This window comes from Pseudoxanthomonas sp. CCNWLY206-1, from assembly GCF_039710385.1.
In the GTDB taxonomy this organism is placed as follows: Bacteria; Pseudomonadota; Gammaproteobacteria; order Xanthomonadales; family Xanthomonadaceae; genus Pseudoxanthomonas_A.
In genome coordinates this window covers 548,861-571,742 of sequence record NZ_JBDKXI010000003.1, presented here as the reverse complement: position 1 = coordinate 571,742, position 22,882 = coordinate 548,861, and the positions used below count along the sequence as shown (strand labels likewise).

The following is a 22,882-nucleotide window of genomic DNA, read 5'->3' as shown; positions in this document are numbered from 1 at the left end:
CGGCTGCTCTTCCGTTGGGTCGTGCAGAAATGCCAAAGCAGCGGAGCAAGCTCCGCTCTACCAGAAGCTCGCAGCGGATATTTGAGGCATCGCCTTGTAGAGCCGAGCTCGCTCGGCTGCTCTTCCGTTGGGTCGTGCAGAAATGCCAAAGCAGCGGAGCAAGCTCCGCTCTACCAGAAGCTCGCAGCGGGGGTATCTTTGAGGCATCGCCTCGTAGAGCCGAGCTTGCTCGGCTGCTCTTCGCCCTCATTCGGCCAGCGCGTGCCGTCAGGCAAAAAACAGCGGAGCAAGCTCCGCTCTACGCAGGACTAACGGCGCGGGCCGTAATAGCCGGGATACGGGCCATAGAATCCCGGCCCATCTGAACGGTCGACGTGAATGTTCAGGTTGAACATGCGGGTGTTGCCGTCGTCGTTGTTGTATGACTTGCAAAGATTGATCGTGGCTGCGTTGTACGTGCTGCGGCCGTAGCCTTTGCTGTAGCCGATGCCGGTGGTGAAGCTGCCGGTCACGCCATCGCCGTCGCGATCGTTGTGCATGATGACGCAGGGGTCGCGCTCGCCATCATCGGCCACCGTTGCCAGGGGCGGCCCGCTTTTGTCGCCGTAATAGGTGCCCGGCGGATCCGCGGTATAAGGCACCGCTTCGCGCGGCAGCGTCAGGTCCAGCTTCTCGGCTTCCGACTGCGCCCAGGCCGGCGAAGCGGTAAAGACAACCAGCAGCGCGAGGGGCAAGGTTTTCATGGCGGTCTCAATACGGCAGGAGCGCGGAAGTAGCGGTCGTCGCCTGCGCGGTGCGACAGCGATGAAGCTAGCAATCAGCGCTTGAACGCCGGCTGATGGATCGGCGGTCGTACAGGAAAGCCTACGGAACTTCAGCCAGCTGCCAGTACTGCATCCAGCACCTGCTGCCCATAGCGGGCCAACTTGGTTCCGCCGATGCCGCCCACACGCGCGAGATCGCTCAGGCTGGAGGGACGGTGTTCGGCGATGTTGCGCAGCGTGCTGTCGTGGAAGATGACGTAGGCGGGTACATTCTGTTCGCGTGCCAGTTGCGCCCGCAGTTCGCGAAGCGCCTGGAAGACCGGCAGGTCGTTGGATGGCACCGCCACGCCGCTGCGGGGGCCACGTTCGCGCTCGCGCTTCTCCTGGGATTCCTGCCGCAGGTGCAACGTGCGTTCGCCGCGCAGCAGTGTGCGGCTGGCTTCGGTAAGGCGCAGACCACCGTAGCCTTCGGCGTCGACTTCCAACAGTCCGGATGCCACTAGTTGGCGAAACACGCTGCGCCAGGTCCTGGCGTCCAGATCCTTGCCGATACCGTAGGTGGTCAACTGGTCGTGACCACATTGCTTGATGCGCTCGCCGTCGCTGCCGCGCAGCACGTCGATGATGTGCTGTACGCCGAAACGCTGCCCGCTGCGGTAGACGCAGCTCAAGGCTTTCTGCGCGGCCAGCGTGGCATCCCAGGTTTGCGCCGGCGATAGACAGTTGTCGCAATTGCCGCACTGGTGCGCGTAGGTTTCGCCGAAACCAGCCAGCAGCACCTGCCGGCGGCACTGCATCGATTCGCAATAGCCCAGCAGCTGGTCGAGTTTTTTTCGTTCAAGGCGTTTGCGTTCTTCGCCGGCTTCGGATTGCTCGATCATCTGCTTCAGCAGCACCACATCGCCCAATCCATAGCACAGCCAGGCGTCGGCGGCTTCGCCATCGCGGCCGGCACGGCCGGTTTCCTGGTAGTAGCCCTCCAGCGACTTGGGCAGATCGGTATGCGCGACGAAGCGGACATCCGGTTTGTCGATGCCCATTCCGAACGCGATCGTGGCCACCATGACGATGCCTTCTTCACGCAGGAAACGGCGCTGGTTATGCGCGCGGACCTTCGCATCCAAGCCTGCGTGATAAGGCAGGGCATTGAAACCTTGTTCCGCGAGGAATTCCGCCGTCTGGTCCACGCGCTTGCGCGACAGGCAGTAGACGATGCCCGCTTCGCCGCGGTGGGTCTGCAGGAAATCGCGAAGCTGACGGCGGCTGTTGTCCTTCTGCACCACGGTGTAGCGGATGTTGGGCCGGTCGAAAGAGCTGACGAAGCGGCGCGCATCGTTCAGGTTGAGCCGTTCGGCGATCTCGCGTTGCGTGGGCGGGTCGGCGGTCGCGGTCAGGGCGATACGCGGCACGTCGGGCCAGCGCTCGTGCAGGATCGTCAGTTCCAGGTATTCCCGACGGAAATCATGCCCCCAGGCGGAAACGCAGTGGGCTTCGTCGATGGCGAACAGGGCGATGCGGCTGCGTTCCAGCAACGAAAGGAAGCGGCTGGTCAGCAGCCGCTCCGGCGCCACGTACAGCAGGTCCAGTTCGCCGCGCAGCAGTGCTTGTTCCACTCGCGCGGCGGATTCCGCGTCCAACGATGAATTCAGGAATTCGGCGCGTACGCCGACTTGGCGCAGTGCCTCCACCTGGTCCTGCATCAGCGCGATCAACGGCGAAATCACAATACCGACGCCATCGCGCAGCAGTGCAGGCACCTGATAGCAAAGGGATTTGCCGCCGCCAGTGGGCATTAGCACCAAGGCGTCATTACCGGCGACCAGATGTTCGACGATGGCTTGCTGGGGGCCGCGGAATTGCGTGTAGCCGAAGACCCGCTGCAGCAGGTCCTGAGGGAGTTCTGACATGGGGATAGGGTAGCAGCCGCTGCCTTCAACTGCGATGTCGAATGTTGGAAAGCTGACTGATTTTGCTTTGGGTTTCACTAGCGCGGACAGTTCGGCACCGGCGGCCCTGTTCTCATGGTGCGAACCCAAGATTCACCGTATGCAAGCGAGTAGCGTCGAAAAAAAACGCCCAGCTCAAGCCAGGCGTTTTTTGGCGCTGAAAGCGGGAGCATTCACTCCAGCAGTGAACGCAGCATCCAGGCGTACTTCTCGTGCGTCTGCAGGCGCTGCGTCAGCAGATCCACCGACGGGTCGTCCCCGGCCTCGTCCGCCACTTGAAGGACCTTGCGAGCGGTACGGCAAACGGCTTCATTGCCCGTGACCAGTTGCTGGACCATGCCTTGCCAAGCCGGCACGCCGGTGGCGCCGGGCTCTTCCTGGATCGAGGACAACTTCACGAACTCACCATAGGAGCCTGGCGCGTTATAGCCCAGCGCGCGGATGCGCTCGGCGATCTCGTCCAGCGCCGTCCACTGCTCGGTGTACTGGGTTTCGAACATGGTGTGCAGCGAGTTGAACATCGGCCCGGTAACGTTCCAATGGAAGTTGTGGGTCTTGAGGTACAAGGTATAGGCGTCAGCCAGGAAGCGCGACAGGCCTTCGGCGATCTTCTTGCGATCCGGCGTGCTGATCCCGATATCGATATTCGGCGACGTGGCCGCTTGAACCAGCGGGGTGGGTTTGCTTTTCGTCTTGGTTTTTGTCTTGGGCATACAGACACTCCTTCAGGGGGTATAGGGCGGATCATCCATTGGCTTCACAATAGCCAAGCTAAACCATCTTGTGTAATCGAACGTTTCACAACCCTCTAATTGATGAAGTCTATTGAAACCCCATCGCCGGCCGAGCTGGACGCCGGCCGGCGCGCCATCGATGGCGCCCTCAGCCGTGATCGCGGCCGTCTGCATGGCCTGTGGTCGCGCTGGCAGGCCAAGCCCGGTGATGCTGCCGCGCGGGCAGCATTCGGGCAAGCGCTGGCGGCGTCGGCCGCCGCGCGCGAGGCGAGGGCGGCTTCGGTGCCGGCGATCACGTTGGACGAGTCGCTGCCCATCGCGAGGGAAGGCGAGCGCATTGTCGAAGCGATCCGCCGTCATCCGGTGGTGGTGATCGCCGGCGAAACGGGTTCCGGCAAGACCACCCAGCTGCCCAAGTTGTGCCTGGCGGCCGGCCGTGGCGCGGCCGGCATGATCGGTTGCACGCAGCCACGCCGTATCGCCGCCCGTGCGGTAGCACGGCGGGTGGCGGAGGAGCTGAATTCGGAGATCGGTGGCGCGGTCGGCTACCAAGTGCGCTTCACCGATCAGGTCGGCCAGGACACCCGCATCAAGTTCATGACCGACGGCATCCTGTTGGCGGAGATTGCCAGCGACCGCTGGCTGTCCGCCTACGACACGATCATCATCGATGAAGCGCACGAACGCAGCCTCAATATCGATTTCCTGCTCGGCTATCTGAAGCAGCTGTTGCGCAAGCGCCGTGATCTGAAAGTGGTCGTGACCTCGGCGACCATCGATACCGAACGCTTCGCCCGCCATTTCGACGGCGCGCCGGTCATCAGCGTGGAAGGCCGCACCTATCCGGTGGAAGTGCGCTATCGCCCGCCGGGCGAAGACCGGCAGGAAGTCTCCTCCTCCTCGCCGCCTTCCGACAGCAAACGCGGCGGAGCGCCGGAGAAGGAGTCCGATCCTGTCTCAACTCAGGACGCCATCGTGGCGGCCGTGGACGAAATCACTCGCCTGGATCCGCGCGGCGACGTACTGATGTTCCTGCCCGGCGAGCGCGAGATTCGCGACGTGCACCAAGCGTTGGAGCGCCGCAAGTATCGCGAGACCGAAGTGCTGCCGCTGTATGCGCGGCTGTCGGCGAAGGACCAGGACCGCGTATTCAATCCCGGACCGAAGCGCCGTCTGGTGCTGGCCACCAACGTGGCCGAGACCTCGCTGACGGTGCCGCGCATCCGCTACGTGATCGATCCTGGCTACGCGCGCGTCAAGCGCTACAGTCCGCGGCAGAAACTGGATCGGTTGCATATCGAACCGGTATCGCAGGCCAGCGCCAACCAACGCAAAGGGCGTTGCGGTCGCATCGCCGAAGGTATCTGCTACCGGCTGTACTCGGAAGCCGACTTCCAGTCGCGCTCGGAGTTCACTGACCCGGAGATCCGCCGCTCCAGCCTGGCCGGAGTCATTCTGCGGATGCTTCAACTGGGGCTGGGAAAAATCGAGGATTTCCCTTTCCTGGAGCCGCCGGACGAGCGCGCCGTTGCCGATGGCTGGCAGCAACTTGCCGAACTGGGCGCCATCGACAAAGACCGGAAACTCACCACTATCGGCCGGCAAATGGCGCGCCTCCCGGTGGACGTAAAACTGGCCCGCATGCTGGTGGCCGCGCAGCAACATCGTTGTTTGCGCGAGATGATCGTCATCGCCGCGTTCCTGGGCATCCAGGACCCACGCGAACGTCCGCCCGAAGCGCGCGAGGCCGCCGACAACGCGCACGCGAAATTCGCCGATACGCGTTCCGAATTCCTCGGCATCGTGAAGTTGTGGGACGCCTATCGCCAAGCCCACGAGGATCTGACCCAGTCGAAATTGCGCGATTGGTGCGAGCGCCATTTCCTTGGTTTCCTGCGCATGCGCGAATGGCGCGAACTGCATCGACAACTGTTGCTGCTGTGCGAAGAACTGGGCTGGTCGCTGGACGCGCCGGCCATGGGCAACCTTGAGAAAGAGAATCCCTCCTCGACAAGGGAGAGCAAGGCAGTGGCAGACAATCCCGCTTTGAAAAAGGGGGGCAGGGGAGATTTGCTTTCCGCACAAGGAACCATCAAAACAAAGGCAAATCCCCACGCCGCTTCGCGCAACACTCTCCCCATATCCAAGCGGAGCGAACAATCGGCAACCACCGCCGATACGTTATCGGAAAAGCAGCGGCAGGCGGCCTACATTGCGTTGCATCGTGCCCTGATCGCAGGCCTGCCCACCCAGGTCGGCCACCGTACCGAAAAAGGGGACTTCCAAGCGCCGCGGCAGCGCCGATTCCATGTGTTCCCCGGTTCCGCATTGGCAAAGAAGCCGCCGCCGTGGTTGCTCAGTGCCACCCTGCTCGATACCCAGCGCGTATGGGGGCTCACCAACGCCGCCATCGAGCCGGATTGGGTGATCGCGGAAGTGCCGCATCTGCTGGCACGCAAGCATTTCGATGCGCACTGGTCGCGCGCGCAAGGGCATGTGCTGGCATCCGAACAAATCAGTCTGTTCGGGCTGGTGCTGGCGCCGAAGAAGCCGGTTCACTATGGCCGCATCGCGCCAACGGAAGCGCATGACATCTTCGTGCGGCAGGCGCTGATCACCGGCGAAATCAATACTCGCGCCAGTTTCGTGGCCGATAATCTGAAGACCCTGGAGCAAGCGCGCGAAGAAGAAGCCAAGCTGCGTCGTGCGGGTTTGATCGCCGATGAAGACTGGCAAGCGCGCTGGTATCTGGACCGCATTCCGGCCGAAATCCATTCCGCGGCTGGCCTGGATGCTTGGCACAAGACTCTATCGCCTGAAGCGCGTCAGAAGCTGCGATGGGCGTTGGCCGATCTATTGCCGGGCGAGGGCAGCGAGGAGGATCGGTTTCCCAAGTATTTCGTCTTGGGCGATGCGCGGTTGCCACTGCACTACAAGTTCGAACCAGGTGCGCAGGACGACGGGGTGACGCTGGAGGTCCCGATTCATCTGTTGAACGCATTGGACCCGGCTCGCCTGTCATGGCTGGCACCCGGTTTCATCGCCGAGAAGGCAGCGGGCCTGATCCGTACGCTGCCCAAAGCGATGCGGCGTAACTACGTGCCGGCGCCGGATTTCGGGCGTGCATTCTTCGAGGCTTTTCCGCGACCCGGCGCAGACGATATCCGCGGCGAACTGGCGCGGTTCCTTTCGCGTGCGACGGGTGTAGCCGTAACGGCGATCGACTTCGACGAGAGTGCGTTGGAGCCGCACCTGCGCATGAACCTTCGGCTACGCGAGCGCGAGGGCAAAGTACTGGCCGAATCCCGCGACCTGGATTCATTGCGTATGCGTTTCGGTGAGCGTGCGGGGCAGGCGTTCGCCGCACGCGCCGGACGCGAATTGGCCGCCGAGGGCTTGCGCGAATTTCCGATGGACACAGTTCCCGTCCAGGTGCCGGGCGAGGCGGGCGTACCGGCGTATCCGGCCTTGGTCGATCAGGAGGATTCCGCTGCGCTGCGCGTGTTCGCCGACCGCGCCGAGGCGGATGCCGCGCATCCCCAAGGCGTGCGCCGCTTGCTGGAAATCGCGCTGGCCGACAAGGCCAAGCAGGCGCGCAAGCAATTGCCGATACCGCCAAAAACGGGGCTGCTTTATGCGGCAATCGAATCGCAGGAACGGTTGCGTGGCGACCTGGTGGATGCGGCGCTTAACGCCTTGCTCGCCGAAGGCCTGGGCGATATCCGTGACCGCGCCGCGTTCGAGCACCGCCGCGAGGATGCCAGCAAACGACTGTTCGGTGAGGCCATGGAGCGCCTGAAACTGGCGGAAACAATCCTCTCGGCCGTAGCGGAAGTGAAGCCACGGTTGGAGTCGCCGCTGATGGGTTGGGCGCGCGGCAATCTGGACGACATGCGCGCTCAGTTGGATGCGTTGATCCATCCGGGCTTCCTGCGTGAAACACCCGCGGATGCATTGGCGCAACTGCCTCGCTATTTGAAAGCGATGTCGTTGCGAGCCGAGCGGGCCAAACGGGACCCGGCGCGAGACCAGGCGCGCATGCTGGAAATCAAGCCATTCGTCGACGCACTGGAGGATGCGGCAGCGTTGGGCAGGCAGGCCGATCCGGAGTGGCAGGCGCTCCGCTGGGACTTGGAAGAATTGCGGGTATCGATGTTCGCGCAGGAGCTGGGTGCTCGCGCCGGCATATCGCCCAAGAAGCTCGCGCAGCGCCTTTTGGCACTGCGCGGGTAATGCGGAGAAGGTAGGGCTGGGCCCTAGCCTCCGGCCCCTCGCGCTTAGCTCAGTCGAGCGGCTGCACCTTTGCGCTGGGGTTGTGGCCTTCGACCCGCAAATACCAGCCGCTGATCTTGCCTGGCGTCACTTGGACCTTAGGGTCAACAATGGCTTTTAACGCATAGTAGTCGCCTTCGATGACACGCCAGCGATCGCCATTTTCAAGATTGAAAATGGTGCCTTTCGACCAGCCCCGGAACTCGCCCTTCAGCCTTGTATTGATAGGTTGGGTCCCTACACCACTAAACCGCTTGCCTGACGGCCGTTCTACGCTTTCGGCCTTGGTGGCCTCTACAACCGTTTTCTGTTCTTCGCTCAGCAGCGAGTTCAGCAGCTCCAGTTGCGCGGCGGACAGTTGATCCAGACCGGTACTTTTGAGCTGCTCCGCGGTCAGTCGCTTTTCGATCGGCACATAGTTGCGTTCCGCCTGGGCGACGGTCGCGTGCATGAGTAGGGCGCTAGCAAGAACAAGAGGAAGAAAGATGCGCATGTGAGGACCTGTTGAGGAGGCGAATGCTTATTTGATGCGGCGAACCGGCGCCGCGGTGTTATAGCCTTTGATCTGCATGAACCACTTGTTGCCGAAGTTCGACGGTTTGATGCTCACGGCCGGATTGGTTTTACGTACGCCCGCCAGCGATACCGGTTCGATCTGCTCCCAGACCTGGCCGTTCTCCAGCGTGTACTGCCTGCCTTGGGCGAACCCCTTGAACTCGCCGGCGATGGCGCTCTCGATCGGCTCTTTGGTTCCGAAGTCGAAGAAGCCACGATTTTCCTGCTCCACTTCCTTGCGCGTGGTTTCCTTTGCGGCGGCGACGGCTACTTCCGTCTCCTGGATCACCTTGCGCTGCAGCCACGCGTTGAGCGCGGCGAGCTCGGAAGGGGAAAGCTTGTCGAGCCCGGCGGCCTTGAATTCCGCCTCGCTCATTGCCTGTTGCAGCGCGCGCGGCGCGGCGTTTTCCTGTGCCGCGACATGGAATGTGGCGGTGAACAGAAGGAAAAATAGAAACAAGCGGCTCGTATTCATGACTGTTCCTAAAGGCGGCTGGCCGGTAGTGTAGTCGTAACCGACGGCGCTGTGCCGTCGCTCCATGGCGCCCATGAGTACCGCTGTCACCGACATCGCCACCGTGCTTCAGCGTCCCGCTGTCGGCAGTATTGCGCCGGCGCTTCGCAGCGCGCTGGATGAAGCCCTGCGCGCACCGGACGCGCTGGAAGAACTGCCGGATGCATTGTCGGTGGTGGGCGATACCCTGGACACCTTGGCGGGACTCTCCGCCGAGGGCGAGGTGATCGCGGCGGCACTGTTGTTCGGGTTGCCGCGTTGCCACCAGGCGTTGGCCGAGCGCATCGGGAAAACCTATCCCGGCATCGCGGGATTGATCGAAGGGCAAAACGCCGCGGCCCAGGTGTGGGCGCTGCATGCGGAGCAATCCCGGGGAGCGAATACCGAAGGCCTGCGCCGATTATTGCTGGCCATCGTGAGGGACCTGCGCGTGGTGCCGATCCTGCTTGCGCGGCAGCTTGCCCGCATGCGCGAAGCGGACCGGCTGCCGGATAGCCAGCGACGCGCTCTGGCGCAGCTGACCCGCGATATCCATGCGCCGCTGGCCAATCGCCTTGGCATCTGGCAGCTGAAGTGGGAATTGGAGGATCTGGCGTTTCGCTACCTGGAACCCGACACCTACCGCCAGATAGCCGCGCAGCTGCACGAAACGCGTATCCGGCGCGAACGCTATATCGAGTCGGTGAAGGCGACATTGCGTAATGCGCTGGACGAACAGGGCATCCGCGCTGAAATCAGTGGCCGGCCGAAGCACATCTACAGCATCTGGCGGAAGATGCAGAAGAAGCAGGTGTCGTTCGATGAACTCTATGATCTGCGTGCGGTGCGCGTCGCCGTCGATGATGTGGCGGCTTGTTATGCGGCGCTTGGCATCGTGCATGCGTTGTGGATTCCGATTCCCAGCGAATTCGACGACTACATCGCTCGTCCCAAGGCGAACGACTACCGCTCACTGCACACGGCGGTGATCGGGCCGGAAGGCCGGACGCTGGAGGTGCAGATTCGGACTCATGAGATGCATGCCCAGGCCGAATTGGGTGTGGCCGCGCATTGGCGCTACAAGGAAGGCGGGGCCGACAAGGCGTTCGATCGCAAGATCGCCTGGATGCGGCGGTTGCTGGACAACACCGGTGAAAGTGGTCGCGAAGGCGATGACGCATTGGCTGGCGACCTGGATGCCGAGCTGGTCGAAGAACGTGTCTACACACTGACGCCAAAAGGCGAGGTGATCGATCTTCCGCAGGGCGGCACCGTGCTGGATTTCGCTTACCACGTGCACACCATGGTCGGGCACCGCACCCGCGGCGCCAAGGTCAATGGCCGCATCGTGCCGCTGCACCACAAGCTGCACAGCGGTGATCGTGTCGAGATACTGACCTCCAAGACGGGCGAACCACGCCGCGATTGGCTACTGCCGGCCAACGGGTTCCTGGCCAGCGGACGCTCCCGCGACAAGGTGAGGGCCTGGTTTCATAAACTGGACCGCGCGCGCAACGTGCAAGCCGGGCGCGAACTGCTGGAACGCGAACTCAAGCGGCTGGGTCTTCATCACGCCGACTTGCAGCCGATGGCGAAGAAATTCCACGCCGAAAGCGTGGACGACCTGTATATCCAGGTCGCATTGGGCGATGTGGGGCCGAATCAGATCGGCCGCGCGCTGCACGAAGAGCAACGTGCTCAAACCCAGGCGCCGCAGCCCCCGGGTCTGCCGCAACGTCGACCACCCCGACGGCCGCCTCCCGCATCGAAATCCAAGTTCACCGTCCAGGGAGTCGGCAACCTGCTGGTGCAGCTGGCGAGGTGCTGCCAGCCGGTACCCGGCGAACCCATCGCCGGGTACCTGACGCGCGGCCGTGGCGTCACCGTGCATCGCAGTCACTGCACAGCATTCGCACGGCTGGCAGCGGCCAATCCGCAACGCGTGCTGCCGGTGGAATGGGGGCAAGCCGGCGGCGGCTACGAGGTCGACGTGCAGATTGCGGCCATTGACCGCAAATGGTTGCTCAAGGACGTAACCACGTTGATCGCCCAGGAGGATGCCAACGTGCTGGATATCAACAGCAACAACGTCGCCGGTAGCGGCCGGGTGCATCTGCGCTTGCGCCTGCGGGTCTCGGATTTCGGCCAGCTGTCCACGCTGCTGGGCAAGCTGGACGCGCTACCCGGGGTGGAGGAGGCGCGACGTTCAGGCTAGAGCGTGTTATGGCCTTTGGGATGAGATGCGTGGCTTGCCTGCGTTGTCGCCGCAAGGCGTCCGGCGCCGACCTTGGGTGGTGTCCAAGGCAAGCCGGACAACGCGGCGGCGGCGCAGGCAAGCCACCCTTCGGGAAGGTGCCTATTGCGGCGCCATGCTGTGTTGCGCGCGTTGGCCAGGCGGCCAGCCTGCCCGGCGGCGCACGCCTTGCCTGGCACTGCAATAGACACCTTCGCACTCACCCCAAAGGCCATAACACGCTCTGCGGTATGCTTTAGGAGATGCGAGAGCGCGAACCTGACGGTGAAGGGCAGAAAGGTCGAATCGACCCAGTCTTGCGCTGGGACGAGGTGGAATTTCGTGCCGATGGGCGAGAGCCGCCGGAGGATCCCCCACCCCATTGGCGGGAGCGGCGGCGCATCTGGCCGTGGGCCGTGCTTGTTCTGGTGGCGCTTGCCGTCGCTCTGGCCGTTTTCCGCGAGCCGCTGGCAGAGGCCCTGTGGCCGGACACCCGCGTTCAGCGGCTGCTGGATGATGCGGAAGCGGCGCTGAAGCGAGGTCATTTGACCGCTGAAGATGGCAGCGGTGCGCGCGAACGATTCGAGGCTGTGCAGGCACTGGATTCGGATCGGATCGAGGCGCGTACCGGATTGGTGCGGGTTGGCTACGCGGCGCTGCAGCAGGCTCAGGCTGCTACCCGCGAAAACCGGTTCGAGGAAGCCCGCAGATATCTGGATTTGGCGCGCGAGTTGCAGGTGCCGCGTGCCAACATCAATCTCGCCACCGAACAGTTGCGGGCAAAAGAGAAGGAATCCCCCACTGATGGCGTTGACGCGTTGCTGCAGCAAGCTCAGAACGCGCAAGCAGCTACCAAACCCGGTAGTCCGGATCCCGCGGCCGCGTTACCCCTGTATCAGCGCGTGCTGGAGATGGAATCCAATCAAACCCAAGCGCTGGAAGGCCGCGAGGACGCGTTGTCCGACCTGCTTAAACGCGCCGAGGAGCGGCTCAAGGCAGGTGATGTGACCCAGGCCGCCGAACTGATCGCCAAGGCGCGCGGCTACGATTCCGGGCACGTCGATCTGCCTGAGGCGCAGGCCACCCTTGCCAGCACGCTGGAACAGCGGCAGCAGCAGGCAGACAAGGACTTGCGCAGCGGGCGTCGGGATGAGGCGCTGGCCGGTTATCAGGCCGTGATCGAGGCCAAACCGGACGATGCGGCAGCCAAGCAGGGTATCGAGCGCGTTGCGGCCGCCTACGCGCAGGACGCCAGCCGCAAAGCGGCGGATTTCGAGTTCGATCAAGCACGAGTGGCATTGGACAAGGCGGTCGCAATCGCACCGCAGTCACCTGCCGTCAAAGAGGCGGAACAGAATCTGGCGCGAGCGCGGCAATCGCAGGCACGTTTGGGTTCACCCGCTTCTTTGTATGAGCGCGAGCGCAGGGTCCAGACGCTGCTGGCGGAAATGGCGCAGGCGGAAGCGCGAGGCGATTGGCTCTCGCCGCCGGGCGTCAGCGCCTACGATAAGTTGCGCGCTGCACAGGCGCTGGCACCGGGTAGCGGTGCCGTCCGGCAAGCCGCCGCGCGCCTGTTGCCTGGCGTGCAACGATGCTTCGAGGATGAGCTGCGCGACAACCGCGTCCGTCGCGCGCAGGCCTGCCAACAGGCGTGGCAGACGCTGCAGCCGCGTGATCCGAGGCTGAGCGGAACTCGCCGGCGATTGGCGGAAAAGTGGGTCGCCGTGGGGAATGAACGGCTGGGTGCGGGCGACGTGAACTTCGCTGCCAACGCATTGCGGGAAGCTCAAGCGTTGGACGCATACGCACCTGGGGTGGCTGATTTCGCCGTCCGTGTGCGCACTGCGCAGGCCGGTGGGAATTAGGGGCGCCTCGCAATAGCACCGAAGTCGGTAGCAACAAGGCCGTCGCAACGGCGGGCGTCAATGAATAGCGGTTTTAAGGCGTTTCGTAGAGCGGAGCTTGCTCCGCTGCTCTTGGTACGTCACGTCCGGATCGAAGAGCAGCCGAGCAAGCTCGGCTCTACATGGCTCCACTCGGCTGACCGGAAAAGAAAACCCGCTTCACGACGTCGCGCGCCGCATCCAGCGAGAAGTGCTGGCGAATATTGTCCAATCCATTCATCGCCAAGCGATTCCACAGGGTCTCATCTTGATACAGGCGAACCACGGCGTCGGCGAAGGCCTGCGCTTCGTCCGCCACCAGCACATCCACCTCGTCGCGCAAGTACATGCCTTCCACCGCGCAGGATGTCGCCACTACCGGTTGCCCATGCGCCATGCTCAGATTGACCTTTCCTTTCACGCCAGCACCGAAACGCAGCGGCGCGACGGCTATCCGGACTTCGTCCATGTAAGGTGACAAGTCTGGGACGTGCCCATGGACCAAGATGCCTGGCTGCTTCCCCAGTGCGGTAATGGTTTCGGGCGGATCGCTGCCGATGCAATGGAAACGCACCTCGGGCAGGCGGTGACGAATGAGCGGAAAGATTTGTTCGCCGAACCATCGCACGGCATCGGTATTGGGTGGATGGTGAAATCCGCCGACGAAGACCAGGTCTTTCCGCTGCGTGTAGTTTCCGCCGTTGCCAGCCACTTCGTGCAGATTGGAGAGGATCTCCACGCGCGCGCCAGGCGCGTCGTCTGCCAATAGCTGCTTTTCCAGCGGACTGACCACCAGCGTGACATCGCTGCTGTGGATCAAGTGCAATTCTTTCTCGCGAGTCTTCTCCGCGGACTTCTTTAGTGCGGCGCGCTTCAGTGCGGCGTGTTGGGCGAGATCGGCGCCGCGCGACTCGCGCAGATAATGGAGATCGACCGTATCCAGGATCACGCTGGCATTTGGCGCATGGCGCCGCACCAGCGGAAGGAATTCGCTGGCAATGTGGTGGCGCGACAGCATGACCGCATCAAACCGCCCACCATGTTCGCGAATCCAGGTGGTCGCACGGCCGATATGGGGTTTGAACCAAGTCTCCACGCCCATCGCCTGCAGTGCAGCCGGATAGTCGCCATCGCGATAGCCATGAGCGGCCAGGAACACCACGTGCGCGCCTTGCTCGATCAACAAGCGGAGCAGATTCATCAACCGAAGCGACCCCGAATCCCGGTCCGGCTGCGGAACCGTCGCATCGATGATCAGTATCTGCCGTTGCTTCCTGTGCAGATTGGCGGGCGAAGGCAGCGCTTCGGTCGGCAGATGATGCGCCAGTGCTTCCTGCCACTTCTGCGCAAAAATCGAGCGATTGCGTACTTGATACGCCTTGATGCCGCTGCCGGTGTCGGTGCCGGAGGTGATGCCTTCCAGATGGATGACCCGGGCGCGGGGCTGGTAAAGAACGCGCTTGCCCAGCGCGCGCACGGCGAACGCCAGGTCGGTGTCTTCGTAATATGCCGGCGCATACCGCTGATCGAACCCACCGATGCGGCGAAACAGCGAGGCCGGAATGGCGATTGCCGCGCCCGAGCAATAGTCCGCATCGCGCAAGCTGGCAAAGCGCGGGTCTTCCGGCGATTCCAGCCGTCCATAGTTCCAGGCCGAGCCGTTCGCGAACACCACGCCGCCTGCTTCCTGCAAGCGCCCATCGGGGTAGAGCAGTTGCGCGCCGGCAATGCCGGCTTCCGGATGGGTACGGAAGGTCTCCAGCAGTGCGTCCAGCCAGCCTGGTTGCGGCACCGTGTCGTTATTGAGGAACACCAGATAGTCGCCGCGTGCCAGGGACGCTCCGTCGTTGCAGGCGGCGATGAAGCCACCGTTCTCCGCGCGCCGGTGGTATCTCAGCCCGGCGATCTGGGGAAGCCATTGCGCCGTTTCGTCCGATGAGCCGTCGTCTATCACGATGATTTCGCAGCTGGCCGCCGACGGATGTTCCGCCAACGCGCGCAGGCAATTCAGTGTGTGATCCGCCTGGTTGTAGACTGGAATGACGATGCTGGCGGTGGGCGCATCACTGAATGGCACCGCGAAAGGCGCGAACGGCATCCGCGCCGGGAAATACAACGGCTCCAAGGCAGAGGGAGGCGCACGCCGGAATTGCCGCTGGACGCGGTCCCAGGTGGCGCGCCAGCCTCGCATGCGCAAGCTGGCCAAGCCGCGACGAATCAGGCCCCGCACGCGATCGAACAGAAAGCGCACATCGGCCGGGGACATCGACATTCCGTTGCAACTCCAGCTGAGCAAAAGGTATTCAGGCCGGACCGCATCGAAGCGGCTGCGTTAGACTCGCCTGAATTCCCATTGTCGCATCCCCTGTGGCCCACAACGACTACGACGAAGATAACCACGACGACGAGCAGCCCGCAGCGCCCTTCTGGCGCCAGCGGCTATTGACCTGGGGACTGGCGGCTGTCGGTCTTGGGCTGGGGTTCCTGATCCCCTATACGTTGTACCTGAATCACCAGGTGACCCAACGGTTCGGTGAACTGCGCTGGCAGATTCCGACGCGCGTCTACGCGCGCCCGTTGCAGTTGGCGCCCCGTATGGCGATGGATGCGGCAACGCTGAAGACCGAACTGGATGCAGCTTCGTACTTCGACGACGGCACCGGCAGCAAGCCGGGCACGTATGCGCGCGACGGCGGTCGCTTCACCATCTCCAGCCGCGGCTTCATCGACGTGGACGGCAAAGTGGCGCCGCGCCAGGTGCAGGTGACGCTGTCCGGCGGACAGGTTGCCAGCGTGCGGGACCTGACCAGCAAGAAGAATCTCAAAGCGGCGCGGCTGGATCCGGCGCGCATCGCGACCCTGTATGGGCAGAAGCAGGAAGAACGCCGGCTCGTTCGCCTGGAGGAAGTGCCGGAGCTGCTGGTCACTGGCTTGCAGGCGGTGGAAGACCGCGATTTCAACCGGCACCATGGCATCGACTTCAGCGGCATCGCGCGTGCCATCTGGGTGGCGGTGCGGTCCGGCGGCGAAACCCGCCAGGGCGCCAGCACGCTGACGCAGCAATTGGCGCGCAGTGGATTGCTGGGAATCGGCAAGGAAGTCACGCCCAGCCGCAAGTTCAACGAGATTCTCTATGCGTTGATACTGGAGGCGCGCTACGACAAGCGCACCATCCTGGAAGCCTATTTCAACCAGGTCTATCTGGGGCAGCGCGGCAGCCAGGCGATCCATGGTGTCTCGGCCGGTGCGGAATTCTGGTTCGGCCGCGACCTGGACTCGCTGTCGACCGAGCAGATCGCGCTGCTGATCGGCATCGTCAAGGGGCCTTCGCATTACGACCCACGCCGGAATCCTGAGCGCGCCAAGGAGCGCCGCGACTACGCGCTGTCCAAGCTGCACGAAACCGGACTGATCAACGATGCCGAGTACAAGCGCGCCTTGGCCGCACCGCTGGGTATCACCAAGACCCCGGGCATGGCCGCGGCCAATCGCTTCCCCGCCTATGTCGATCTGGTGCGCCGCCAACTGGCGCGCGATTATCCGGAGAGCGCATTGCAGGGCGCGGGCCTGTCCGTGCTTACCGGCATGTCGCCGTCGGCGCAGGCCTACGCCGAAGGCTCAGTGACGCGCACCATCAAATCACTGGGAAACAACCGCCGCGCGCCTTTGCAAGTCGGCCTGGTGCTGACCGATGTGCATGACGGCGATGTGCTTGCGGTGGTGGGTGGCCGCGACGTCGCGGTCCATGGCTTCAACCGGGCGGTAGAGGCACAACGGCCGGTGGGTTCGTTGCTGAAACCCTTCGTCTACCTGCTGGCTCTGGCGCAGCCGGACACTTATTCGCTGGCATCGTGGGTGGATGATTCCCCGGTGACGGTGCAGTTGGGCAAGAACCGTCGCTGGACGCCCACCAATTCAGATCGACGCAGTCACGGCACCGTGCGGCTGGTCGACGCGCTGGCGCATTCCTATAACCAGGCCACCGTGCGCATCGGCATGAAGGTGGATCCGGAGCGTCTTGCCGACTTGATCCGGGTACTGGCGGGTATGAAGGCCGATCCGAACCCCGCGCTGATCCTGGGCGCGACCGACCAGAGCCCCTACGCAATGGCCCAGCTTTATCAGTTCCTGGCCTCTGGCGGCGAGATCCAGCCACTGCATGCGGTGCGCGGAGTGTTGTCTCCCAGTGGAAAGCTGCTGAAGCGTTACGACAAGACACCCGCACCGGCCCAGGAGGGTGATTCGATCGCCGCCAATTTGATCAGCGTCGCCTTGCAGCAGGTGGTCAGCAACGGCACGGGCCGCCCACTGTTGAACGACGGTTTGGGCAGGCTGCAATCGGCAGGCAAGACCGGCACCAGCAACGACGGTCGCGACAGTTGGTATGCCGGCTACACCGGCGATCACCTGGCCGTGGTGTGGATGGGCAATGATCAGAACGAACAGACCGGCCTCTACGGCGCCACCGGTGCCATGCGTGTATGGTCGGGCATCTTCAGTCGGCTTCCGAGTGCGCCGCTGAAGGTCTCCAGCAAAGGCCTGGACTGGCAGTGGGTGATCGACTCCAACACCACCGATCCCGACTGCCCTGGCGCGCGGCGCCTGCCTTTCGTGTCAGGCTCCGCGCCTGCTTATGCGCCGTGCGTTGTTCCTACGGTGCCCGAGCAAGAGGAGGAAGGCGGCTGGCGCAGCTGGTTCGGTTTGGACAAGAAAGAAGAAGCCCCCGCTGAGCCCGTCGAACCGTCGCCACAATCGCAGCCACAGCAGCAACCTTAAGTTCATGCCCCACTTAAAGATCAACAATTTCCGTTTTATCGGCACCCTCCTGCTGGCAACGCTGGTGACCGCCTGCGCTGTCATGCAGGAACCTGCTCCGCCTACGGTGGTGGAATCCACGACACCCGAGCAGCGCGTGGCCGCGATTCGCGCGGCCGCGGGTGTCGACGATAAAGAGCTGGCTGTGCAGCCATTGCGCGATCCACAGGTCGAGGACCTGCGCGAGACCGCCGCCAGAGCCCTGGCCGCCCGCGACTACGCCGCTGCGGCCGAGGCATTGAACCAGGCCATCCTGATCGTGCCGGAGGACCCGGCCGTATTGCAGGAAAGAGCGGAAGCCGCTTTGCTGCTGCGGGATTTCGATCGTGCCGAAACACTGGCCCAACGGGCCTTCGATTTGGGTTCGCAAGTCGGACCGCTATGCCGACAGCATTGGGAAACCATCCGCCAGATACGCGAACGCCGGCTCGAGATCGCTTCGGCTCCGGCGGCGCGACAAAGTGCGGAAGAAGCAGCTCGCCAGGCGACGTCGATCACTGCCCTGAAAACGGCAGTCATCCAAGCCGCGGAACAACGTGATGCGTGCACGGTGCCCGGCATCAACAGGATGTAGGCCGCAGGCATGCCGCAGCTAGCTCAAGCCAGCCGCGAGGCCCTCAGCGAGGGCGGGGCGCTGGCCACCCAACTTGACGCTTTCGTGCCGCGCGCTGCCCAGCAGCGGCTGACGGGCGCGATTGCCGATGCATTCGAACAGCGCGATGTGTTGCTGGCTGAAGCCGGCACCGGCACCGGCAAGACGTTCGCTTACCTGGTACCGGCGTTGTTGTCGGGTTTGAAGACGATTGTTTCCACCGGAACGCGTGCCCTGCAGGATCAGCTGTATCACCGCGATCTGCCACGCGTGCGTGATGCGTTGGGCGTTGGCCTGAAGTCGGCATTGCTGAAAGGCCGCGCCAACTACCTGTGCCGCTATCGGCTGGAACAGGCAAAAGGCGAACCACGGTTCACTTCACGCGAGCAGGTCGATCAGTTTCAGCGTGTCGTCGCATGGAGTGGGCGAACCAAGTTCGGCGATATGGCGGAGCTTTCGGCATTGCCGGAGGATTCGCCGTTGCTGCCGTTGGTCACCTCGACGGTCGACAATTGCCTGGGCAGCGACTGTCCCTTCTGGGACGAATGTTTCGTGGTGCAGGCGCGCCAGCGCGCGCAAGCCGCCGATGTGGTGGTGGTCAATCATCATCTGCTGCTGGCCGATTTAGCGCTGAAGCAGGAAGGCTTCGGCGAGATCCTGCCGGGCGCGCAAGCCTTCGTCATCGACGAAGCGCATCAATTGCCAGAACTCGCCGCCAACTTTTTTGGCGAAGGCTTCGGCATGCGCCAGCTGCAGGAACTGGCGCGCGATGCTCTGGCCGAAAGCAATGAGGTGCCCGGTGCATTGGCCACGCTGCAACCGCCGGTGCGTGGGCTGGAGCAGGCGCTGCGTGAGTTGCGCGCGGCGATGGAAGGCTTGCCGGTACGCGGCACCCGCGAGCGAGCGCTCGACAAGGCGGAAGTCCGCGAAGGATTCGAAGCGCTGGCTACCGCTTTGGCCCAGTTGTTCGAAGCGCTTTCACCTTTGGCCGGCAGTGCGGTCGGCCTGGAGACCTGCGCCGCGCGCGTCGGCGATCTGATGGCACGTTTGGGTCGTTGGCGGGGCGAAGGCGAAGCAAAAAATGGATCTCCGCAAACGGATGCCGGGCAGGCCGATTCAAAGCAGTCCGGCACCGTTGAAACCGCAGCCACTTCCGGCGACGTGCTGTGGTACGAATTGACCCAGCGAGGGTTCCGTTGCCAACGCACGCCATTGGATGTATCCGGGCCGCTACGCGAGCACCGCGAGCGTTCCCATGCCGCCTGGGTGTTCACTTCTGCCACACTGGCCGTGGGTGGCCGTTTCGATCACATCGCGGTACGTCTGGGCTTGGACGACCCGCACACATTGTTGCAACCCAGTCCGTTCGATTGGCCGCGCCAGGCTTTGTGTTATCTGCCGACGGGGTTGCCGGATCCCAATGCGCGCGGCTACGGCACCTCCCTGATTGCGGCGCTATGGCCCGTGCTTGAAGCGTCGCAAGGCCGCGCCTTCCTCTTGTTCGCTTCGCATCGCGCTTTGCGTGAAGCAGCCGAGACACTGCGCGACGGGCCCTGGCCGTTATTCGTGCAAGGCGAAGCGCCACGCGCCACGCTGCTGCAGCGTTTTCGCGAATCGGGGAATGGGGTGTTGCTGGGTGCGGCCAGTTTCCGCGAGGGCGTTGACGTGGTTGGCGACGCGTTGTCGGTCGTCGTAGTCGATAAGTTGCCGTTCGCAGCGCCGGATGACCCGGTATTCGAAGCACGGCTGGAAGCGATCCGCCGCAGTGGCGGCAACCCCTTTCGCGATGAACAATTGCCGCAAGCGGTGATTGCGCTGAAACAAGGTGTCGGCCGCCTGATCCGCAGCGAAACCGATCGCGGCGTGCTGGTGTTGTGCGATCCCCGGCTTACCGGTAAGCCTTATGGCCGGATCTTCCTAGATTCCTTGCCGCCATTCGCCCGTACCCGGCGAGTCCAAGACGTGCAGACGTTCTTTGGTGTGGCCGTGCCGGAGACGGAGGAGCAAGCGCCGGATGCGCCCCACGACCCGTCCGACTGGTATGCCGCCGCACGGTTCTGAAGAGCGATCGTCGCGCGCGGTTATGCTTCCCATACCCCGACCTCCGGCTTCCAGATGAAACTGCTCGCGTTCGAAACCGCCACCGAAGCCTGCTCCGTCGCGTTATACGTCGATGGCGAGACCATCGAGCGTTTCGAGATAGCGCCGCGTCGCCATGCCGAATTGTCCTTGCCGTGGGCGGATGCGTTGCTGGCTGAAGCCGGTATCGCCAAGGCGCAACTGGACGCCATCGCTTTTGGCCGCGGCCCCGGTGCGTTTACCGGTGTTCGCCTGGCGATTGCCTTGTCCCAGGGCATCGCGCTGGCGCTGGATCGTCCGCTGGTGCCCGTTTCCACGTTGGCCGTGTTGGCCGCGCAATCCGACGGCACACGCATCCTGGCCGCCATCGATGCACGCATGGGCGAGGTGTATACCGGGACTTTCCTGCGCAGTGGCGAGAAGCTGGAAGCCACTTCGCCCGAGAAGGTGGGTGCACCCGCCGACTATGTGCTCGCAGGGGATGACCAGGACTGGAGTGGCGTCGGCACCGGCTTTGCCGCCGCCGAAGAGCACTTGCAGGCTCGATTGGCCGAGCGCTTCATCCACATCGACGCCACGGCTCTGCCGCGCGCCGCCCACCTGGCGCGCTTGGCAGCGCAGGCCTTTGTACGCGGCGAAGCGGTAGCGCCGGAATGGGTGGAGCCCGCCTACCTGCGGAACAATGTCGCGCTGACGCTGGAAGAGCAGAAGGCGTTGCGCGCTTCGCGGTAGCCGATGAATCGGTCCTACAAAAAGGCTAAGACGAATCGGCCGCGGCCGTGACTTCCGGCGGTGGTGGATAAAGACAGGCTGTCTATGCTGGCTAGGACAGTACTTCCCTCCGCCGAGGTGAATCATGCCCGCCCATCATTCCGAAGACACGCAGCCATTGCGCCACTGGCGCTTTGAAATCCGGCAGCTCTTGCTGATGGTCCTGCTGCTGACCGCGGCGCGCGCTTCGTTCGCCAATCACTACCAGGTGCCCAGTAGTTCGATGGAGAACACCTTATTTCCAGGCGATCGTGTGGCGGTCAACATGATGGCCTATGGAGTGCGCTTCCCGTTTACGGATACCGATCTGATCGCGATGGATCAGCCCGCGCGCGGCGACATCGTGGTATTCGACTCGCCCAGCGATGGCACGCGTTTGATCAAACGCGTGGTGGCGGTTGCGGGTGATACGGTCGAGCTGACGCGAGGCAGGCTACGGATAAACGGCCGCGCGCTTTCGGACGACACGGAACCGGATGTGGAAATATTCGGCGAGCGCCGCTCAGCATTGAACCTGGAGCGCGGCGGCGGTCCCGATATTCCTTCATTGGCGGTGCCGGCCGGCAAGGTCCTGGTGCTGGGCGATTATCGCGGCAACAGCGCCGACGGGCGTTTCTTTGGCTGGGTATCGGCCGATCAGGTTTATGGCAAGGCGGTCGCCGTTTATTACCGACGCGATCAGGGTTTTACCTGGAAGAAGTTGTAGAGCTGTATTGCTGATCATGAAGAGCTAAACAAGATTGGAACCCGGTAGGAGCGGCGTCCCGCCGCGAGCTCTTCGCTTTTTGCGCGATCTGATGGAAAGAGCTCGCGGCGGGACGCCGCTCCTACGGCCGAAGACCGTTACGCGGGCTCTGTCCTAACCACACTCATTCGTCGCGGATTTCGCCGCCAGCCAGGAAGTTCCAGGTGCGGGTGACATGCAGGACGTCGATCTTCTCTTCGTCGTCCGGCAGGGGCGGGAAAGGCTCAGCCAATTTGACGATGCGCAGGGCGGTGGAATCCAGCAAGGCGATGCCGCTGGAACGGATGATGCGGGTCTGTTCCACCGAACCGTCACGCCGCACGGCCACGCTGATCACCAGCTGGCCGCTCAGGCGCTTGCGGCGCGCCTCATCGGGGTAGTTGAGATTGCCGACGCGTTCGGCCCGGTCCACCCACGCGCGCAGATAGTTGGCGTATGCGTATTCGCGTGTGCTGGCCGAAACGAACTTGCGCTTCGGCCGCTTGGCGTAAAGCTCCGAACGCAGGTGGTATTCCGCCGCCAGTCGCGCCATCTCCGCGTCGCGCTGCACCTTGCGGTCACTGGGAGGCAGTTCCGGCTGGTCCGGTTGTGGGCGGGTTTCCGGCGCTGGCACCGAAACCTCGCTGCGAGTAGTCGTGACCACCCGCGTTTCCGGCGGCGGCACCGTCTGCGGCGACTGCGCGCGTAACGGCTGCGGCGCTAATCCGGTTTCCGGCTGCGGTATCCAGCCCGCCTGGCTGTCGCGCGGACGCTTGGCCTGGTCGGATTCGCCGCCACCCTGCTGGTTGGCCGCGGCCAGGAAGTCGGCTTCCTTGGGTGTCAGCGGGGTCTGGGTCTGGCTGAGGATCACGTCCAGCGTCGGTACCACCGGCGCGGCATCGTCCAGGGCGAAACCCAGGCCCAGTACCACCATGCCGTGCACGATCAGCGACAGCGCCAGGGTGGCGCTGAGGCGCTCGTTCTCTCCGATCCTGGGTGCTACCCCTACCGCGGACATGTC

General features: G+C 63.5%; 15 protein-coding genes. 8 read left to right on the top strand and 7 right to left on the bottom strand.

Features of this window, described 5'->3' with window-relative positions:
• Positions 1 to 308: 308 nt before the first annotated feature.
• From AADW18_RS10270 to AADW18_RS10260, 3 genes are all read right to left on the bottom strand, one after another.
• Positions 309 to 743 (bottom strand): hypothetical protein, encoded by a 435-nt coding sequence (locus AADW18_RS10270; protein WP_337343265.1) that lies wholly within the window; start codon positions 741 to 743, stop codon positions 309 to 311.
• A gap of 131 nt (positions 744 to 874) precedes the next feature.
• Positions 875 to 2,671, bottom strand: a complete 1,797-nt coding sequence (gene recQ / locus AADW18_RS10265) for a DNA helicase RecQ (protein ID WP_337343264.1) — start codon at positions 2,669 to 2,671, stop codon at positions 875 to 877.
• Between the two features lie 212 nt (positions 2,672 to 2,883).
• Positions 2,884 to 3,423 (bottom strand): Dps family protein, encoded by a 540-nt coding sequence (locus tag AADW18_RS10260; RefSeq protein WP_337343263.1) that lies wholly within the window; start codon positions 3,421 to 3,423, stop codon positions 2,884 to 2,886.
• A 102-nt stretch (positions 3,424 to 3,525) separates the two neighbouring features.
• On the opposite strand from AADW18_RS10260, the gene hrpA reads away from it, so the two are divergent.
• Positions 3,526 to 7,677, top strand: coding sequence for an ATP-dependent RNA helicase HrpA (gene hrpA / locus AADW18_RS10255; RefSeq protein WP_337343262.1), 4,152 nt, complete (start codon positions 3,526 to 3,528; stop codon positions 7,675 to 7,677).
• Between the two features lie 49 nt (positions 7,678 to 7,726).
• On the opposite strand, the gene AADW18_RS10250 is transcribed toward hrpA, so the two are convergent.
• Both AADW18_RS10250 and AADW18_RS10245 read right to left on the bottom strand, forming a co-directional pair.
• Positions 7,727 to 8,209, bottom strand: a complete 483-nt coding sequence (locus AADW18_RS10250) for a hypothetical protein (RefSeq protein ID WP_337343261.1) — start codon at positions 8,207 to 8,209, stop codon at positions 7,727 to 7,729.
• Between the two features lie 27 nt (positions 8,210 to 8,236).
• Positions 8,237 to 8,821, bottom strand: coding sequence for a hypothetical protein (locus AADW18_RS10245; RefSeq protein ID WP_337343260.1), 585 nt, complete (start codon positions 8,819 to 8,821; stop codon positions 8,237 to 8,239).
• On the opposite strand from AADW18_RS10245, the gene AADW18_RS10240 reads away from it, so the two are divergent.
• Both AADW18_RS10240 and AADW18_RS10235 read left to right on the top strand, forming a co-directional pair.
• On the top strand, positions 8,820 to 10,979 hold the full coding sequence (locus AADW18_RS10240; RefSeq protein WP_337343259.1) for a bifunctional (p)ppGpp synthetase/guanosine-3',5'-bis(diphosphate) 3'-pyrophosphohydrolase: 2,160 nt from the start codon (positions 8,820 to 8,822) through the stop codon (positions 10,977 to 10,979). The two genes, AADW18_RS10245 and AADW18_RS10240, sit on opposite strands and share 2 nt — an antisense overlap.
• Positions 10,980 to 11,260: 281 nt before the next feature.
• Positions 11,261 to 12,862 carry a hypothetical protein gene (locus AADW18_RS10235; RefSeq protein WP_337343258.1) on the top strand — a complete coding sequence of 534 codons (1,602 nt, stop codon included), beginning with the start codon at positions 11,261 to 11,263 and terminating at the stop codon, positions 12,860 to 12,862.
• 157 nt (positions 12,863 to 13,019) lie between these two features.
• Here the strand turns inward: AADW18_RS10235 and AADW18_RS10230 are convergent, their stop codons facing one another.
• Positions 13,020 to 15,152, bottom strand: a complete 2,133-nt coding sequence (locus AADW18_RS10230) for a glycosyltransferase (RefSeq protein WP_337343257.1) — start codon at positions 15,150 to 15,152, stop codon at positions 13,020 to 13,022.
• A 95-nt stretch (positions 15,153 to 15,247) separates the two neighbouring features.
• Here AADW18_RS10230 and mrcB point away from each other — a divergent pair, with 95 nt between their 5' ends.
• The 5 genes from mrcB to lepB all read left to right on the top strand — a co-directional run bounded on the left by mrcB (position 15,248) and on the right by lepB (position 21,843).
• The gene (gene mrcB / locus AADW18_RS10225; RefSeq protein WP_337343256.1) at positions 15,248 to 17,656 is read left to right on the top strand and encodes a penicillin-binding protein 1B; all 2,409 of its coding nucleotides are present in this window, start codon (positions 15,248 to 15,250) and stop codon (positions 17,654 to 17,656) included.
• Positions 17,657 to 17,738: 82 nt separating this feature from the next.
• Entirely contained in the window at positions 17,739 to 18,269 is a 531-nt protein-coding gene (locus AADW18_RS10220) for a hypothetical protein (protein ID WP_337343311.1), read from the top strand.
• A gap of 9 nt (positions 18,270 to 18,278) precedes the next feature.
• On the top strand, positions 18,279 to 20,348 hold the full coding sequence (locus tag AADW18_RS10215) for an ATP-dependent DNA helicase (RefSeq protein ID WP_337343255.1): 2,070 nt from the start codon (positions 18,279 to 18,281) through the stop codon (positions 20,346 to 20,348).
• A 54-nt stretch (positions 20,349 to 20,402) separates the two neighbouring features.
• Entirely contained in the window at positions 20,403 to 21,098 is a 696-nt protein-coding gene (tsaB, locus tag AADW18_RS10210) for a tRNA (adenosine(37)-N6)-threonylcarbamoyltransferase complex dimerization subunit type 1 TsaB (RefSeq protein ID WP_337343254.1), read from the top strand.
• Between the two features lie 124 nt (positions 21,099 to 21,222).
• The gene (gene lepB / locus AADW18_RS10205) at positions 21,223 to 21,843 is read left to right on the top strand and encodes a signal peptidase I (protein WP_337343253.1); all 621 of its coding nucleotides are present in this window, start codon (positions 21,223 to 21,225) and stop codon (positions 21,841 to 21,843) included.
• Positions 21,844 to 22,006: 163 nt separating this feature from the next.
• Here lepB and AADW18_RS10200 read toward each other — a convergent pair whose 3' ends face one another.
• Entirely contained in the window at positions 22,007 to 22,879 is an 873-nt protein-coding gene (locus tag AADW18_RS10200; protein WP_337343252.1) for an energy transducer TonB, read from the bottom strand.
• Positions 22,880 to 22,882: the final 3 nt, after the last annotated feature.

What these genes read in the sequence shown, in the direction of transcription:
- AADW18_RS10270 (WP_337343265.1), bottom strand. Translation starts at nt 743, where the DNA reads ATGAAAACCTTGCCCCTCGCGCTGCTGGTTGTCTTTACCGCTTCGCCG.
- recQ (WP_337343264.1), bottom strand. Translation starts at nt 2,671, where the DNA reads ATGTCAGAACTCCCTCAGGACCTGCTGCAGCGGGTCTTCGGCTACACG.
- AADW18_RS10260 (WP_337343263.1), bottom strand. Translation starts at nt 3,423, where the DNA reads ATGCCCAAGACAAAAACCAAGACGAAAAGCAAACCCACCCCGCTGGTT.
- hrpA (WP_337343262.1), top strand. Translation starts at nt 3,526, where the DNA reads ATGAAGTCTATTGAAACCCCATCGCCGGCCGAGCTGGACGCCGGCCGG.
- AADW18_RS10250 (WP_337343261.1), bottom strand. Translation starts at nt 8,209, where the DNA reads ATGCGCATCTTTCTTCCTCTTGTTCTTGCTAGCGCCCTACTCATGCAC.
- AADW18_RS10240 (WP_337343259.1), top strand. Translation starts at nt 8,820, where the DNA reads ATGAGTACCGCTGTCACCGACATCGCCACCGTGCTTCAGCGTCCCGCT.
- AADW18_RS10245 (WP_337343260.1), bottom strand. Translation starts at nt 8,821, where the DNA reads ATGGGCGCCATGGAGCGACGGCACAGCGCCGTCGGTTACGACTACACT.
- AADW18_RS10235 (WP_337343258.1), top strand. Translation starts at nt 11,261, where the DNA reads ATGCGAGAGCGCGAACCTGACGGTGAAGGGCAGAAAGGTCGAATCGAC.
- AADW18_RS10230 (WP_337343257.1), bottom strand. Translation starts at nt 15,152, where the DNA reads ATGTCGATGTCCCCGGCCGATGTGCGCTTTCTGTTCGATCGCGTGCGG.
- AADW18_RS10220 (WP_337343311.1), top strand. Translation starts at nt 17,739, where the DNA reads ATGCAGGAACCTGCTCCGCCTACGGTGGTGGAATCCACGACACCCGAG.
- AADW18_RS10215 (WP_337343255.1), top strand. Translation starts at nt 18,279, where the DNA reads ATGCCGCAGCTAGCTCAAGCCAGCCGCGAGGCCCTCAGCGAGGGCGGG.
- tsaB (WP_337343254.1), top strand. Translation starts at nt 20,403, where the DNA reads ATGAAACTGCTCGCGTTCGAAACCGCCACCGAAGCCTGCTCCGTCGCG.
- lepB (WP_337343253.1), top strand. Translation starts at nt 21,223, where the DNA reads ATGCCCGCCCATCATTCCGAAGACACGCAGCCATTGCGCCACTGGCGC.
- AADW18_RS10200 (WP_337343252.1), bottom strand. Translation starts at nt 22,879, where the DNA reads ATGTCCGCGGTAGGGGTAGCACCCAGGATCGGAGAGAACGAGCGCCTC.